We start from the raw sequence: 14,668 nt of genomic DNA on the forward strand, positions 1-14,668 counted from the left end.
AACGGCGGTGCGCCGTGACGGCCGAGGCGCTGGAGGTCATGGGGGCGGGGCCGTACGACTACTGCGCGGGCGGGGCGGGCGACGAGGCCACGGTCGCGCGGAACGTGGCGGCGCTGGACGCCCGGGTGCTGACGCCGCGGATGCTCGGCGGGCCGCCGTCCCCCGATCCGCTCGCGACGGTGGTGCCGGGCGGTCGGCTGGCGGCGCCGCTGCTGGTGGCGCCGATGGGGCTGCAGCGGCTGTGCCACCCGGACGCGGAGCGGGCCACGGCCTGGGCGGCGGCGGAGCTCGGGCTCGGGCACTGCCTCTCCATGTTCTCCTCCGAGACGCCCGAGAGCGTCGCGGAGGCGGCCGGGCCGGGCGTGCGGTGGCAGCAGATCTACCTGCTGCGGGACCCGGGGGTCACCGCCAGTGTCGTCGAGCGGGCCGCCGCGGCCGGGTACGGCGCGCTGGTGCTCACGCTGGACGTGCCGGTGGTGGGGCGGCGCACCCGGGACATCGGCAACCGGTTCGACCGGTTCCGGGTGGCGCCGCCGGCCCTGTGCGCCGATCCCCGGTTCGCCGCGCTGCTGGCCGCGCGGGGGGACGGCGCGTCGGCCGAGCGGCTCATCGGCGAGCTGTTCCCCGACCCCGGCCGCACCTGGGACGACGTGGCCAGGGTGGTGGCGGGCACCACGCTGCCGGTGCTGGTCAAGGGAGTGCTGTGCGCGGCCGACGTCGCGCCGGCGCTGGACGCCGGGGTGCGCGGCGTCGTGGTGTCCAACCACGGCGGGCGGCAGTTCGACCGGTCGGTGGCGGCCGTCGACGCGCTCGCGCCGGTGGTGGAGGCCTGCGAGCCGGCCGGGGTGCCGGTGTTCTTCGACTCCGGGATCCGCCGGGCGTCCCACATCGCCGTCGCGCTCGCGCTCGGCGCCCGCGCGGTGCTCGTCGGGCGGCCCGTGCTCTGGGCGCTGGCCACCGGCGGCCCGGACGGCGTCCGGGCCGGCCTCACCGAGCTGACCACCGATCTCACCCACCTGCTGGGCGTGCTCGGCGCCCCGTCGGCGGCCGCGCTGCGCGGCGTCCCGGTCACCACCTGGAAGGAGACATGAGATGAACGGCACCGACGGGGACGGCACCGCGACCGCGTACCGGTACTGGGACGCACGGTGGCGCACCGGGAAGGGCGCGGCCGGGTGGCTGGTGCCCGAGCCGTGGGTGGTCGAGACCGCGGGACGGCTGCGGGAGCGCGGCGCCCGGCACGTCCTCGACCTCGGCTGCGGCCCCGGGCGGCACGCCGAGGCGTTCGCCAGGGCCGGGTGGACCGCCGCCGGGCTGGACCGCAGCGAGCACGCCGTCGCCGCGGCGCGCCGCCGCGCCGAGGACGAGGGCCTGCCGGCCACGTACCACGCTGGCGACTTCACCCGCCTGCCCTTCGCGGACGCCTCGTTCGACTACGTGCTGGCCTGGAACGTCGTCTACCACGGCGACGAGGACGTGCTCGCCCGCGTGCTCGCCGAGGTCGGACGGGTGCTGCGCCCCGGCGGCCTCTACCAGGCCACCATGATCTCCAAACGCAACGCCCAGTACGGCAGGGGCACCGAGATCAGCCCCAACACCTACGTCCAGGAGGACGGCCCCGAGGACAAGCAGCACCCCCACCTGTTCAGCGACGAGCACGACATCCTGCGCACCCACCGGGGGATGCGCCTGCTGGAGCTGGCCGACCGCGAGCACGAGGCCCCCGGCTCCTACCACTGGCACCTGCTGTTCGAGACTCCTCGCCATGACACATGACGCGCCGCCCGGCGCCGTGACCTCGCGGGACTGGCTCCCCGGCGCGGTCGCCGCGTTCGAGCACCGCCTGTCGGACGACGCCTACCCCTGCCACTTCGGCGTCCGCGCCCACCGCGACCGCCACAACACCTACGCCGCCCTGGACCGCCGCGACCCCGGCGCCGTCCCCGCCCTGGCCGCCGCCCTGGAGGACTTCCAGGTCCGTGCCCGCACCGGCCCGGTCCACCAGTCCCTCGTCGTCCTCGACGGCCCGCCGCTGCCGTCCACGCTGGACGAGGACCGGACGCGGTTCTGGGACCTGCTCGCCGGCCTCGCCCCGCTGGACCGCGCGCCCTGGCCGGGGGACGTGCCGGACGACCCGGGCCATCCCCGCTGGCAGTGGTGCTTCGGCGGGGAGCCGTGGTTCGTGTTCGCGATGAGCCCGGGGTACGACCGGCGGGCCAGCCGCTGGGCGCCGTGCCTGACGATGGTGTTCCAGACACGGCGGGTGTTCACCGGGCTGAGCGGGACCAACGCGGCGGGGCAGGGCGCCAAGCGGCTCATCCGCGACCGGATGCGGACCTACGACACCGTGCCGCCGCACCCGCACCTCGGGGACGCCGGCGGCTCCTCCACCCACAAGTGGCGCCAGTACTTCCTGCCCGACGACCAGTCGCTCCTGCCCGAGGACGGGTGCCCGTTCCCGGGTCATCGCACCGACACCACGGGAGAACCGTCATGACGACGCCGGACCTGCTCGACTGCGACACGCACTTCAGCGACCACGAACCGGAGCTGTGGGCGGGCGACGCCCCGGACGCGCCGCGGGTCGTCACCCACGAGGACCGGCGGCTGCTGCGCATCGGCGACCTGCTGTTCCCCAAGCCCGCCGGCACCGGCCAGGGCAACCCGAGCGGCCTCGGGCACCTCATCGGGCCGGGCCACGACGCCGACCGGGCGCCGTTCATGGCCGAGAACGGCATCGCCACCGCCGTGCTGCAGCCGGGCTTCGTCGGCCTGTCCTTCCAGGCCGTGCCCGGCCCGGCGGGACGGACCCGGCTCGCCGCACGCTACGACGAGCTGGCCGCCGAGGCGTGCGCCAAGTCCGATCTGGACCTGCGCTGGACGGTCCTGCTGTCCGCCGAGGACCCGGAGTGGAGCCTGGCCGAGGTGCGCCGCCACCGCGACGACCCGTACCTGGTCGGCGCGACGGTCCGGCCCACCGCGCGCACCGCGCGGGCCCGCATCGGCGACCCGGCGTTCACGCCCGTGCTCGAGGACCTCGCGGCGCACGGCCTCGCGCTGTTCGTGCACGGCGGCACCGGCTGCCACCAGTGGTCACCCCTGGGAACGCGACCGACGCCTACGCCGACTACACCCTCACCCACGCACTCGGCCACATGGGCGAGCAGATGATCGCCCTCGCCGACCTGCTGACCCGCGGCGACGGCCTGCCGGAGGGCCTGCGGGTGGTGATGCTGGAGTCCGGCGTCGGCTGGATCCCGCCGTACCTGGAGCGCCTGGACGGCCACGTCCGCCGCCTCGGCCCCGGCCGCGCCACGCCGAGCGCCCTGTTCGCCGAGCACGTCGCGGTCGCGCCGGACCCGGGGGAGCGGTACGCCGCGTGGGCGGTACGGGAACTCGGCACCGGCAACGTCGTCTTCGGCTCGGACTACCCGCACTGGGACACCGTGCGCGCGGACGAGTGGCTCGCCGAGTTCGGCGACCTGTGCCCGCGGGACACGCTGCGCGCCAACACCCGCAGATTCGTCCCCCGCCTGGCCCAGGCGCCGGGCCGGGTGACCACGTGAACGCGCCCGAGCCACCCCCGGACGGCCCCGGGAACCCGGCCGGCTCCGGGGAGGAGGCCGGCCCCGGCACCCCTGGGAACGCGACCGGCGCGCCCCCGCGCCGCCGTGGCCCCGCCGCCCGGCTCGGGCCGCTCGCCGATCGTGAGTTCCGCCTGTACTGGCTGGCCGTCACCCTGTCGCTGGTCGGCGACTACACCTTCCGGGTCGCGTTCATCACCTACATCATCACCGTCAGCGGCTCACCCGCCACGCTGGCCCTCGCGACCACGGCCCTGCTGGTGCCGCCCCTGGTCTTCTACCTGGTCGGCGGGGTCACGGGGGACCGGGTGCGGTCCCGCAAGCACGTCCTCGTCGGGGCCGACCTGTTCCGCTTCGCCGCCCTGGCCGCCATGACCGCGGCCGTGGTGACGTCCCAGAGCGTGACCGTGGTCATCGCGCTCGCGCTGCTGATCGGCATCGGCGACGGCTTCTTCAACCCCACGTCGTTCGCCTTCCTCACCGAGATCGTGAAGAAGGACAAGCTGGTCCAGGCCAACTCCGCCAACTCGATCAGCCGCCAGATCGGCGTCATCCTCGGCCCCACCCTCGGCGGCTTCCTGCTCGGCTGGTACGGCCCCGGCACGACGTTCGCCTTCGACGCCCTCACGTTCCTGCTGTCCGCCGCGCTCATCGCCATGATCCGCCACCGCCCCGCCGGGGACGGCGAGCGCGCGGCCCGCAGGAACGTGCTCGCCGACGCCACCGAGGGCCTGCGGTACGTCAGCGGGCTGCGCTGGCTGCTGGTCGTCAGCCTCACCGGCGCCGTCGCCAACGCCGTGTTCACCGGCAACCTGGACGTCGCCGTGCCGCTGATCCTGGCCCCCGAGGGCACCGGCCAGGCCCAGTACCTCGGCCTGTACTACAGCCTGCAGGGCGCAGGCGCGCTCGTCGGCGCGCTGATCCTCACCCGGCTCACCGTCACCCGGGCCGGGCCCACGATGATGAGCATGCTGGTGCTGATGGCGCTGGCCCTGGCGATGGTCGGCGTGATCGGCCAGAGCCCGTTCGCGTACCTGATGGCCGTGGCGTACGGCCTCGGGCTGCACTTCTTCAACTCGACCTACCCGAGCCTGCTGCAGCAGCAGGTGCCGGGCCCCCTGCTCGGCCGCGTCGGCAGCGTCGTCTTCCTGTCCTTCCACGGCCTGATGCCGCTCGGCACCCTGCTGTCCGGCCCGCTGGCCGCCGCGCTCGGCCCGCGCGGCGCCGCCCTGTGGACCGGCGCCGCGGTCGCCGTGCTCGCCCTGCTCGTCATGCGGGCCCCCAGCGTGCGCACGCTGACCCTGCGCAACGACCCCGGACCCGCCGCGGACCGGCGGCCAGAACCCGAGCCCGCCCCCGGGCGGGACCAGGCGTGAAGGGAGCAACGATGGCACACGCGTGGGACAGATCCGTCTTCACGCTCATCATGCCGGACGCGATCGCCACCCACCGGCACACCGAGGTGCTGCGCCGCATCGAGGAGGCCGGCTTCCAGGTGGCCTACTTCGAGCTGCTGACCGTGGCGCCCGAGCGGCTCGACGAGCTGTACAGCGAGCAGATCAAGTCGGTGTGGGACGCCTACTACTACCGGCTGCTGGACCGGCTGTTCCTGTCCGGCCCGGTCATCGGGCTCGTCATGGAGGACGTCTCCGGCGGCGAGGAGGACGCCCACCGGCGGCTCAAACTGCTCAAGGGCGCCACCGACCCCAACCGGGCCGCCGCCGGCACCATCCGCCGCGACCTCGGCGGCGTCAACTCCATGCTCGCGTTCATGCACGCCGCCGACCAGCCCGAGGTGTCGGTGCGCGAGGCCGGGCTGCTGTTCTCCGTGGACGTCACGCCGGACGCGCCGCCCCGCGGCACCGCCGCCGCGGGCACCGACGCCGCCGCCGCGCACGCCGTGTGCGGCCTGCTGGCGTCCGGCCCCGCCGAGACCCGCGGCTTCCCCGAGGTGCTGGCGGGCCACCGGGCCCGGGTGGCGGGCGCCGCGTGGCACGACCTGTCCGAGGGGGGCCGCGCCGTCGCCCGCGAGGCCATGACCCGGGGCACCCTGGCCGAGCCGGGTCTCGGCGCCCGGGTGGCGGACGGCCTGCGCGGCGGCACCGCCCACCCCGCGCACGACCTGCTGCGCGCCGACTGGCGGCCCGGGCTGACGTCCCTGCCGGAACGCCGCTACCTCGCCGCGCTCGCCGGGCTCGGGCTGCCCCGCGACCCGTGGGAGGAGCTCGTCCTGCTCACGTCGGCCTACTTCCCGTCGAAGGGGTGATCGCCATGGCGTCGCCCGCCGTGCCGCACTTCGAGGTCATGTCACTGCCCGAGCTGCGCGCCCAGTTCGGCCTGGAGGGCGCGCGGGCCGTGCTGCTGGTCGGCTCGCGCACCGAGGAGGACTACCCCGGTTCCGACACCGACTTCCTCGGCCTGTTCGACCGGGACGCCGACGTGCCGCGCGCCATCGGCCACGCCGGGGCGGTCAGCATGCGCAACACGTTCGGCGAGAGCTGGATCGGCTGGGCCGGCGAGGAGGAGGTGAACGTCACCACCGTGTCCGCCGAGGCCGTGCGCCGCACCGCCGCCCCACTGGAGGCGCCGCTGTCGGCCACCCGGGCACCCGCGCTGCAGCCGCTGGAGGTGGTGCTGCTGCACCGCATCCGCACCGGCACCCCCGTCGACGGGCACGACTACGTCGCCGGGCTGCGCGCCGGGCTGCGGCTGGACCGGCTGCCCACCGCGGTGTTCGCGCTGTACCACATCTCCGCGGCCGGGCACCTGAAGCGGGCCCGCATGCTCGCCGGGGCGGGGGACCGCCTCGGGTTCCTGTCCCTGATGAACGGCGTGACCTCGTGCCTCGGCATCGCGACGCTCAGCATGTACGGCCGGGTCGCCGCGTCCGTCAAGAAGATCGCCCCCGGCCTCGCCGTGCTGGAGCGCGCCCACCTGGACATCCCGGTGCGGTCGTCGGACCTGGCGCTGATGATGTCCAGCGCCGACGACCTGCTGCGGCTGGAGGTCGCCGAGGCCGCGCTCGACCGGCTCGCCACCGCCGCCCGGCTGCGCGCCGAACGCGGCGACCCCCTCTGGGACGAGGCCAGGCACAGCCTCGCCGCCCTCGGCTGACATCCCGCATCCGCTACGCGAAGGAGGACTAGGCATGGAGGACTGGCCGGTCGGCGACCTCGTACGGCTGCGGCTCCCCCGGGTGGAGGACCAGCCCGCCATCGACGAGTGGTCGCTGCCGCGGGCCCGCAGCCGGTGGAACGCGGGCGTGAAGCGCCCCCGCACCGTCGCCGAGCGCCTGGAGAGCGGCCCGCTGGTCTCCGCCGACGGCGGCATCCTGCTCATCGTGCGCCGCGCCGACGAGCGCCCCGTCGGCGACATCGTCTGGAAACCCGTCTACTACGGCCAGAAGAGCGACACCCGCTCCCGCGCCTGGCGCATCGGCCGCGAGATGGTCCCCGCCGCCCGCGGCCAGGGCTACGGCACCGAGGCCATGAGACTCCTGGTCGGCTGGCTGTTCGCCAACACCGACGCCAACCGGGTCGACGGCTACACCGACTGCGGCAACACCGCCTCCCGCCGCTCGGTGGAAAAGGTGGGCTGGCGCTTCGAAGGCGTCCTGCGCGGCGCGGTGTACCGGGACGGGGAACACCGCGACATGGCCATGTACGGCCTCACCCGCGCCGACTGGGCGGCGCTGCACGGGACGGGGCACCCCACAGTGGAAGTGGAAGGCACGGCATGAGCGCCCTCGCCGAGGCGGTGCTCGCCGGGGCGTCCGGCGAGGAACTGGCCGCCGTCGACCCGCCCGGCCGTACGCTCGCCGCGTACCTGCGCAGGTCCGACGCCGGCATGTTCGCGGGGGCGCGGGACAAGGACGTCACCCGGTCCATCCACGTCGGCGAGGTGCCGCTGCCCGAGCCGTCGCCCGGTGAGGTGCTGGTCGCGGTCATGGCGAGCGCGGTCAACTACAACACCATCTGGTCGGCCATGTTCGAACCGGTGCCGACGTTCCGGTTCCTCGAGGGGTTCGCCCGCACCGGGCCCTCCGGGGCGCGGCACGACCTGCCGTACCACGTCATCGGCTCCGACGCCGCCGGGGTGGTGGTGCGCGCCGGCCCCGGGGTGACGCGATGGGCGCCGGGGGACCGGGTGGTGGTGTCCCCGGTGCACGTCGACGAGTCCGACCCGGCCGTGCACGCCGACGGCATGATGGCCGCCGGGCAGCGGGCCTGGGGTTTCGAGACCAACTTCGGCGGTCTCGCCCACTTCGCCATCGTGCGCGCCACCCAGCTCCTGCCGAAACCCCGCCACCTGACCTGGGAGGAGGCCGCCTGCAACACGCTGTGCCTCGGCACCGCGTACCGCATGCTGGTGGGCCCGCGCGGCGCCGCGATGAAACAGGGCGACGTGGTGCTCATCTGGGGCGCCGCCGGCGGCCTCGGCGGGTACGCGGTGCAACTGGTCCGCAACGGCGGCGGCGTGCCGGTCGCCGTCGTCGGCTCCCCCCGCAAGGCGGAACTGGTCACCCGCCTCGGCTGCGAGCACGTCGTCGACCGCTCCGTGCTCGGCCCCGCCGCCGGGGACGACCCCGGCACCCCCGCCCGGTGGCGCGCCCTCGGCCGGGAGATCCGCCGCCTCGCCGGCGAGGATCCCCACATCGTGTTCGAGCACATCGGCCGCCCCACGTTCGCCGCCTCGGTCTACGTCGCCCGCCGCGGCGGCGTGGTCGTCACCTGCGGCTCCAGCGGTGGCTACCTGCACGAGTACGACAACCGCTACCTGTGGATGTCCCTCAAACGCGTCATCGGCAGCCACGCCGCCAACTACCAGGAGACCTGGGAGGCCACCCGTCTGCTCTCCCTCGGCATGATCGTCCCCACCCTCTCCACCGTCCACCCCCTCCCCGAGGTCGCCAAGGCCGCCCGTGCCGTCCAGCTCAACCACCACGTCGGCAAGGCCGGCATCCTGTGCCTGGCCCCCCGCGAGGGCCTCGGCATCGAGGACCACGCCCTACGCGAACGCGTCGGCGAGTCCCGCCTGCGCCTGTTCCGCGACGCCCCCTGAGGGGCTCCGCGGGGGCCGGGCGGTCAGGTGTACGCGGGCGGACGGCCGGCGTCCCGGTCGCGGGACCCCGCGCCGGGACCGCGCGGGGTGGCGAGCGCGACGCCCAGCCCGATCAGGCCCGCGCCGATCGCGAACAGGATCGCCGCGCCGGCGATCAGCACGGCCGGCGTCCACCGGGTCCAGGGCATGGTGGCGGCGAGGGTGACGTCGGCGGACACGCCGGGGGAGGCGTCCGCGTTCATCACGACGAGCACCCAATCGCCGTCCTGGGCCTCCCAGGTGAACGACCGCGCCCCGGTGCCGGTGGCCGCGGCCGCCCAGAACTCCTGCGTGCCTGGCGCCGCCGCCGGGGCGCCGCCGGGCACGCGGGCGTACCGCACGGCGCCCTGCCCGTAGCGGTCGTGGGACAGACCGGTCACCCGGTCGTGGGCGACCGCGCCGAGATAGGACTCCACGTCGGCGCGGCGGGCGATCCCGGCGAAGACCGCCGCGGACCCGCCGTCCACGGCGACCCGCACCTCGCCGAGGGCCGCGCGCATCATCCCGCGCCCGGCCCCGTGGACCCGGACCTCTTCCGTGGTCACGCCGTACGCGGTGGTGTCGACCCCTACCGTGGAGGCCCGCACGAACCCTGCGTTGTCCCTGCCGTGGTCGGCGAGCGTCACCAGCCCGCTCCCGGCACCCGCGGCGAGCGCCGCGGCGACCAGCACGGCCCCCACGACGACCGCCAGGATCGGCCCGGCCCGCCAGGTGCGCGACGCGGACGCCGGGGCCGCGGGGACCGTGGCGCTTTCGCGTGGCGGCGATACGGGGGGAGCGGCCTGCGTACCCGGGGAGGGGAAGGGGGTCTGCGCGCCCGGCGCCGGGGCGGGGGTCCGCAGGTCTGGAGGGAGAGGCGCGTCGGCTGGAGGCGGGGCGTCCGTGCCGGCCGGAGGAGCCGGCGGGACGGGCGGGGCCGGGGTCTCGGCACCGCCGAGGTCGAGGCGGAACGGGGGGTAGACGTCGGTCATGAGGGTCGCGTACGCGGTGACGCGCAGCACCCAGCGGTTCAGGCCGAGCAGCAGGTCGAACAGGCCCCGGGGGTAACGGCCGGAGAACAGCAGCGCCACGGCCGCGCACAACACGAGCAGCCCGATCAGGCCGCCGTTGTACTGCGCCGCTCCCGGGTCGTCCGGGCTCGGGCCGCCCGCGCTCCGCCAGGCCGCGTAGCCGCCTCCCGCGAGCAGGGCGACCACCAGGTAGTGGGGCAGCGCCAGCAGCCACCACTTCACCAGGACCAGCCCGCGGGACAGCCGCGCCGGGTACTCCATCGTCAGGTCGGCCGGATAGCCGGGATCCGGCTCCAGGCTGAAGGGCGGGTACCGGTCGGTGCCGAGCACGGCGTAGGAGTAGCAGGCGACCCGCCAGTGCCACCGGAGCACGCCGACGTTGAAGTCGAAGATCGCGCGGGGATAGCGGCCGGTGAACAGGATGGCGAAGAACGCCACCACCGTCAGCACGGCGTACGCGGTCCACAGGAAGAACAGCACCACGTAGTGCGGGATGGCCAGCACCCATTTGACCAGCCAGAGCCATCGGCTGAGTGGTGTGTCCAGATCGGCAGTCACTCTCAGGGGGTAGGCGGACATATGCAGACACCTCCTGCGCCTCGGAACCAGAGCCGCTTCTCGGAGTCCACCACCGCCCACCGCGCCCGATCAGAGGCGAACGTCCTCCCCCGCGTGGCGTTGGACGGTAGCCGTTACGGCACCCGGGAGGCGCGGGGCGCCTGGCTGCGGTGATGTGGGGGTGAGCGGGGTCGCGAGGGCGGTGGCGCGCGTATCCTGGAGGGGGTGTGACGGGGGCGTGCCGGAGGTCGGCGGGTGCGGCGCTCGGGGGCGCGTGGTCATGCCCTCGTGTGGTGCGGGACGCGGTACGGCGGACCGGGGGCTCTATGCTTGGGACGGAGGCTTCCAATAGCGCTGTGAGATATTGATCTGAATGTTCGTGAATGCGCGCCATGAGCCGGGGCACAGTCGTTTCCGGCCGGTCGTGGCCGGAGTGCGGGGAGACGTCCTGCGGCGGTGGGTCCTGGTGGTGCGGATGGCGAAGACGATCGCTGGAAAAAGACGGCGCGGCCGGTCGGTGCCGGCGCGTCCTACCTGGTTGGGGTTCCCTGCGATGGGAACGTGGTTCCGTTAGGTGTGGTCATGGTAACTGGTAGAGTAATAAGCTTCGACGAATTCCGCGGTTACGGGTTCATCGCCCCCGACACGGGCGGCGAGGACGTTTTCATGCACGTCAACGATCTGAACGGCGACAAGCGTCTCATCACGGTCGACTCCCGGGTCGAATTCATGCTGGAGAACGGCGGCAAGGGGCCCAAGGCGTCCCGGGTCCGCCTGCTGGAGCGCCCCGGCGGCGGTTCCGTGCCGCAAGTCCCGCCGGTGTCCCCGGTCCCGGCGATGCCCCGTGAGGCCGACCGGCCCGCGGGCGACCCGGGCTTCTGCGACGTCCTGTCGGTGCGGGAGCTGTCCCAGGAGGTGACCGAGGCCATCCTGGCCGCGGTGCCCTCCATGACGGCCGACCAGATCCTGCGTGTCCGCACCGTGGTGGTCGAGCTCGCCCACGGTCACGGCTGGACCGAGGGCTGATCCGCCCGCCCCGGGTTTCGGACGCGGGGCGGAATTTCGGTCATGACAGGGCCGCGGGCCCGGCTTGGTCGCCGGCCCGCGGCCTTTTCGTCTTTACCGGCGCCGACCTGCGAGAACGGCGGGCAAGCGCGGGGGAGGGGGTTGACCGGAATCGCTGAGAGCGTTAACACTCGCTTCAAGCAAGTGTGAGAAATGCGAAGTGTTCGCGTCAACGGCGACCATCCCCCTCACCCCGGCGACCCCTCCCACCACGCGTCGTATCCGAGGAGACCATAGTGCTGACCGCACACCTCACCCTGGACCCGGCGTTCCGGGTGGCCCCCGTCAGGCGGCGCACCTTCGGAACCTTCATCGAGCACCTCGGGCGCTGTGTCTACACCGGCGTCTACGAGCCCGGCCACCCCACCGCGGGGGAGCACGGCTTCCGGCGGGACGTGCTGGACCTGGTCAGGGAGCTCGGCGTCACCACCGCCCGCTACCCCGGCGGCAACTTCGTGTCCGGGTACCGGTGGGAGGACGGCATCGGCCCCCGCGAGCAGCGTCCCCGCAGGCTGGACCTCGCCTGGCACAGCACCGAGACCAACCACTTCGGCCTGGACGAGTTCGTCGCCTGGACCCGCGAGGCCGGCGTGGAGCCGATGCTCGCGGTCAACCTCGGCACCCGCGGCATCGCCGAGGCTCTCGACCTGCTGGAGTACTGCTCCGTCGAGTCCGGCACCCGGCTTTCCGACCTGCGCGTCGCCAACGGCGCCAAGGAGCCGCACGGCATCAAGATGTGGTGCCTCGGCAACGAGATGGACGGCCCCTGGCAGATCGGCCACAAGACCGCGCACGAGTACGGCCGCCTCGCCGCCGAGACCGCCCGCGCCATGCGCATGATCGTGCCGGACCTGGAGCTGGTGGCCTGCGGCAGCTCCGGCTCCGGCATGGAGACCTTCGGCTCCTGGGAGTCCGCGGTGCTGGAGGAGACCTACGACCTGGTCGACTTCATCTCCTGCCACGCCTACTACGAGGAGCACGACGGCGACCTCGGCTCCTTCCTGGCCTCCGCCGTCGACATGGACCACTTCATCGACGCGGTGGTGGCCACCGCCGACGCCGTGGGCGCCCGCCTGAAGAGCAAGAAGAAGATCAACATCTCGTTCGACGAGTGGAACGTCTGGTACATGTCCCGCTTCCAGAACGCCGAGCCCCCGCGGGACTGGCCGGAGGCCCCGCCCCTGCTGGAGGACCACTACAACCTGGCCGACGCCGTGACCTTCGGCGGCCTGCTCATCTCGCTGCTGCGGCACAGCGACCGGGTCACCTCGGCCTGCCTGGCCCAGCTCGTCAACGTGATCGCGCCCATCATGACCGAGCCCGGCGGCCGGGCCTGGCGCCAGACCACCTTCCACCCCTTCGCCCAGGCCTCCCGGCACGCCGCCGGCCACGTGCTGCGCATCGAGCCGGTCTCGCCGTCGTACACCACCGAGCGGTTCGGCGAGGTCCCCACCCTCGACGCCGTCGCCACCCACGACGAGGAGAGCGGCGCCACCGCCCTGTTCGCGGTGAACCGCTCCACCGAACACCCGCTCACCCTGACCGTGCACCTGGGCGGCCTCGGCGAGACGCGCCTCACCGAGGCCACCACCCTGTCCGGCCCCGACCCGTACGCCCGCAACACCGCGGACGCCCCCGGGACGGTGGTGCCGAGGCCCAACCCCGACGCGCGCCTGGCCGGCGGGACGCTGGAGATCACGCTTCCGCCCGTCTCGTGGAACGTGGTACGTCTCGCCCGGCCCTGAGCCGACCCGCGGGCCCGCGTCGGCGGGAGGCGCAGATCATGGCGTCGGCCGTCCTCGCGGGCCCGCCGCCGGTGCTCTTCGTGCTGCTCCGGCGCCAGATCCTCCGCGGCGTCGCGCACGCCGGGCCCGCCGGTGGGCGACCGGAGCACACCGGAGTGGCGCATGTGACGCTAACAACTTGTGTCGCCAGGATCAACGCCGGATTGACCGGGTGTTTCAGCGTGACCTGACCGTAATAGACGGACACTTGACGCTCGCCATTGTTAGCGTTCACAGTCATGCACAGGCCAGGAGAGGAGCAGCGCGTTGGTAAACCCGCCGGCACGTCACCCACCGGTGATGGCCGATGTCGCCAGAGCCGCAGGCGTGTCGCACCAGACCGTCTCGCGGGTCCTCAACGATCACCCCAACGTGCGCGCCGAGACCCGCGCCCGGGTGCTGGCGGCCATCGACCGGCTCGGCTACCGCCGCAACCTGCTCGCCCGCGCGCTGGTCACCCGCCACTCGCGCACCCTCGGCGTCGTCAGCTTCGACACCGCCCTGTACGGCCCGGCGAGCACCGTCTACGGCATCGAGCAGGCCGCCAGGGCGGCGGGCTACTTCGTCAGCATCGTGTCGCTGCGCACCATCGACCAGGCCGGGGTGCGCGACGCACTCGACTACCTGGCCGGGCAGAGCGTGGACGGCGTGGTGGTGGTCGCGCCGCAGCGCTCGGCCGCCAGCGCGCTCGCCGACCTGCCGCGCGACCTGCCCGCCGTGGCGGTGGAGGGCGGCCACGAGGGTGAGGTGCCGGTGGTGTGCGTCGACCAGGTGGAAGGCGCGCGGCTCGCCACGGAGCACCTGCTCGGCCTCGGCCACCACACCGTGTGGCACGTCGGCGGGCCGTCGGACTGGCTGGAGGCCGAAGGCCGCGCCGAGGGCTGGCGCACCGCCCTGGAGGCCGCGGGCCGTCCGGTGCCCGAGCCGCTGCCCGGCGACTGGAGCCCGCGCTCGGGCTACCTGGCCGGGCGGGTGCTGGCGCGGGAGCCGGGGCTCACGGCCGTCTTCGTGTCCAACGACCAGATGGCGCTCGGCGTGCTGCGGGCGTTCAGCGAGGAGGGGGTGCGGGTGCCCGAGCAGGTCAGCGTGGTCGGCTTCGACGACATCCCCGAGTCGGCGTACTTCTCCCCGCCCCTCACCACCGTCCGCCAGGACTTCGGGGCGGTGGGCCGCAGCAGTATCGAGGTCCTGCTCAGACGCATCGAGGGCTCCGGGTCCTTCCCCCGCGAGCGCCTCGTCGTCCCTCCCGAGTTCGTGCCGAGGGCGAGCACCTCGGCCGTGACGTGAAACCCCCCCGACAAGACGATTCCGGGGCGTCGCGGGCCCCGTTCCAACGAAAGGACCGACCATGAGGATGAAGAGGATCTCCGCGCTGCTGTTAGCCGCGGTGACGGTCGCGGCGGCGGCCGGCTGCGGTGGCGGCGGCGGCGGTGGTGGTGACACCGGTGCGAGCGCCGGTGGTGCGGCGTCCGGTGACGGCACGATCACGATGGGGTTCTCCCAGGTGGGTGCGGAGAGCGGGTGGCGTACCGCGAACACCAAGTCGGTGCAGGAGTCGGCGAAGGCG

Annotated in this window: 14 protein-coding genes and 1 pseudogene; 14 read left to right on the top strand and 1 reads right to left on the bottom strand. The window is 74.0% G+C overall.

From position 1 onward, the window contains the following. The first annotated feature begins 14 nt into the window (after positions 1-14). Genes ABGB17_RS36075 through ccrA form a run of 10 tightly spaced genes read left to right on the top strand, consistent with a single transcriptional unit; the run spans position 15 to position 8,645 of the window. The gene (locus ABGB17_RS36075) at positions 15-1,091 is read left to right on the top strand and encodes an alpha-hydroxy acid oxidase (protein WP_347638342.1); all 1,077 of its coding nucleotides are present in this window, start codon (positions 15-17) and stop codon (positions 1,089-1,091) included. 1 nt (position 1,092) lies between these two features. Beyond that, a complete protein-coding gene (locus ABGB17_RS36080; RefSeq protein WP_347638344.1) occupies positions 1,093-1,776 on the top strand; it encodes a class I SAM-dependent methyltransferase in 684 nt (227 codons plus the stop codon). Beyond that, positions 1,766-2,497, top strand: coding sequence for a YqcI/YcgG family protein (locus tag ABGB17_RS36085; protein ID WP_347638346.1), 732 nt, complete (start codon positions 1,766-1,768; stop codon positions 2,495-2,497). Before ABGB17_RS36080 ends, ABGB17_RS36085 begins: the two co-directional genes overlap by 11 nt. Continuing rightward, positions 2,494-3,171, top strand: a complete 678-nt coding sequence (locus tag ABGB17_RS36090) for a hypothetical protein (protein WP_347638348.1) — start codon at positions 2,494-2,496, stop codon at positions 3,169-3,171. Before ABGB17_RS36085 ends, ABGB17_RS36090 begins: the two co-directional genes overlap by 4 nt. Continuing rightward, on the top strand, positions 3,156-3,566 hold the full coding sequence (locus tag ABGB17_RS36095) for an amidohydrolase family protein (protein WP_347638350.1): 411 nt from the start codon (positions 3,156-3,158) through the stop codon (positions 3,564-3,566). Before ABGB17_RS36090 ends, ABGB17_RS36095 begins: the two co-directional genes overlap by 16 nt. Then, positions 3,563-4,960 (top strand): MFS transporter, encoded by a 1,398-nt coding sequence (locus ABGB17_RS36100; protein ID WP_347638352.1) that lies wholly within the window; start codon positions 3,563-3,565, stop codon positions 4,958-4,960. Before ABGB17_RS36095 ends, ABGB17_RS36100 begins: the two co-directional genes overlap by 4 nt. A gap of 11 nt (positions 4,961-4,971) precedes the next feature. After that, on the top strand, positions 4,972-5,850 hold the full coding sequence (locus tag ABGB17_RS36105) for a nucleoside-diphosphate kinase (RefSeq protein WP_347638354.1): 879 nt from the start codon (positions 4,972-4,974) through the stop codon (positions 5,848-5,850). Positions 5,851-5,855: 5 nt separating this feature from the next. Further along, positions 5,856-6,698: a hypothetical protein gene (locus tag ABGB17_RS36110; protein ID WP_347638356.1), complete on the top strand. Its 843-nt coding sequence runs from the start codon at positions 5,856-5,858 to the stop codon at positions 6,696-6,698. Positions 6,699-6,732: 34 nt separating this feature from the next. After that, the gene (locus ABGB17_RS36115) at positions 6,733-7,323 is read left to right on the top strand and encodes a GNAT family protein (RefSeq protein ID WP_347638358.1); all 591 of its coding nucleotides are present in this window, start codon (positions 6,733-6,735) and stop codon (positions 7,321-7,323) included. After that, on the top strand, positions 7,320-8,645 hold the full coding sequence (gene ccrA, locus ABGB17_RS36120) for a crotonyl-CoA carboxylase/reductase (RefSeq protein WP_347638360.1): 1,326 nt from the start codon (positions 7,320-7,322) through the stop codon (positions 8,643-8,645). The genes ABGB17_RS36115 and ccrA overlap by 4 nt, the downstream gene beginning before the upstream one ends. A 23-nt stretch (positions 8,646-8,668) precedes the next feature. On the opposite strand, the gene ABGB17_RS36125 is transcribed toward ccrA, so the two are convergent. Beyond that, positions 8,669-10,252 (bottom strand): DUF4389 domain-containing protein, encoded by a 1,584-nt coding sequence (locus ABGB17_RS36125; RefSeq protein ID WP_347638362.1) that lies wholly within the window; start codon positions 10,250-10,252, stop codon positions 8,669-8,671. Between the two features lie 582 nt (positions 10,253-10,834). On the opposite strand from ABGB17_RS36125, the gene ABGB17_RS36130 reads away from it, so the two are divergent. The 4 genes and pseudogenes from ABGB17_RS36130 to ABGB17_RS36145 form a co-directional block, all read left to right on the top strand. Beyond that, positions 10,835-11,278, top strand: coding sequence for a cold shock domain-containing protein (locus tag ABGB17_RS36130; RefSeq protein ID WP_347638364.1), 444 nt, complete (start codon positions 10,835-10,837; stop codon positions 11,276-11,278). 275 nt (positions 11,279-11,553) lie between these two features. Then, positions 11,554-13,062, top strand: coding sequence for an alpha-N-arabinofuranosidase (locus ABGB17_RS36135; protein ID WP_347638366.1), 1,509 nt, complete (start codon positions 11,554-11,556; stop codon positions 13,060-13,062). A gap of 339 nt (positions 13,063-13,401) precedes the next feature. Continuing rightward, a complete protein-coding gene (locus ABGB17_RS36140; protein WP_347638368.1) occupies positions 13,402-14,388 on the top strand; it encodes a LacI family DNA-binding transcriptional regulator in 987 nt (328 codons plus the stop codon). 61 nt (positions 14,389-14,449) lie between these two features. Next, positions 14,450-14,668 (top strand): annotated as a pseudogene (locus tag ABGB17_RS36145) (hypothetical protein); the annotation flags it as partial.

Origin of the sequence: Sphaerisporangium sp. B11E5 (genome assembly GCF_039871875.1) — a bacterium.
In the GTDB taxonomy this organism is placed as follows: domain Bacteria; phylum Actinomycetota; class Actinomycetes; order Streptosporangiales; family Streptosporangiaceae; genus Sphaerisporangium.

Bases quoted from the DNA above. Each gene is read 5' to 3' on its own strand.
- ABGB17_RS36080 (WP_347638344.1), top strand. From the start codon at position 1,093: ATGAACGGCACCGACGGGGACGGCACCGCGACCGCGTACCGGTACTGG.
- ABGB17_RS36085 (WP_347638346.1), top strand. From the start codon at position 1,766: ATGACACATGACGCGCCGCCCGGCGCCGTGACCTCGCGGGACTGGCTC.
- ABGB17_RS36090 (WP_347638348.1), top strand. From the start codon at position 2,494: ATGACGACGCCGGACCTGCTCGACTGCGACACGCACTTCAGCGACCAC.
- ABGB17_RS36095 (WP_347638350.1), top strand. From the start codon at position 3,156: ATGGGCGAGCAGATGATCGCCCTCGCCGACCTGCTGACCCGCGGCGAC.
- ABGB17_RS36105 (WP_347638354.1), top strand. From the start codon at position 4,972: ATGGCACACGCGTGGGACAGATCCGTCTTCACGCTCATCATGCCGGAC.
- ABGB17_RS36110 (WP_347638356.1), top strand. From the start codon at position 5,856: ATGGCGTCGCCCGCCGTGCCGCACTTCGAGGTCATGTCACTGCCCGAG.
- ABGB17_RS36115 (WP_347638358.1), top strand. From the start codon at position 6,733: ATGGAGGACTGGCCGGTCGGCGACCTCGTACGGCTGCGGCTCCCCCGG.
- ccrA (WP_347638360.1), top strand. From the start codon at position 7,320: ATGAGCGCCCTCGCCGAGGCGGTGCTCGCCGGGGCGTCCGGCGAGGAA.
- ABGB17_RS36130 (WP_347638364.1), top strand. From the start codon at position 10,835: ATGGTAACTGGTAGAGTAATAAGCTTCGACGAATTCCGCGGTTACGGG.
- ABGB17_RS36140 (WP_347638368.1), top strand. From the start codon at position 13,402: ATGGCCGATGTCGCCAGAGCCGCAGGCGTGTCGCACCAGACCGTCTCG.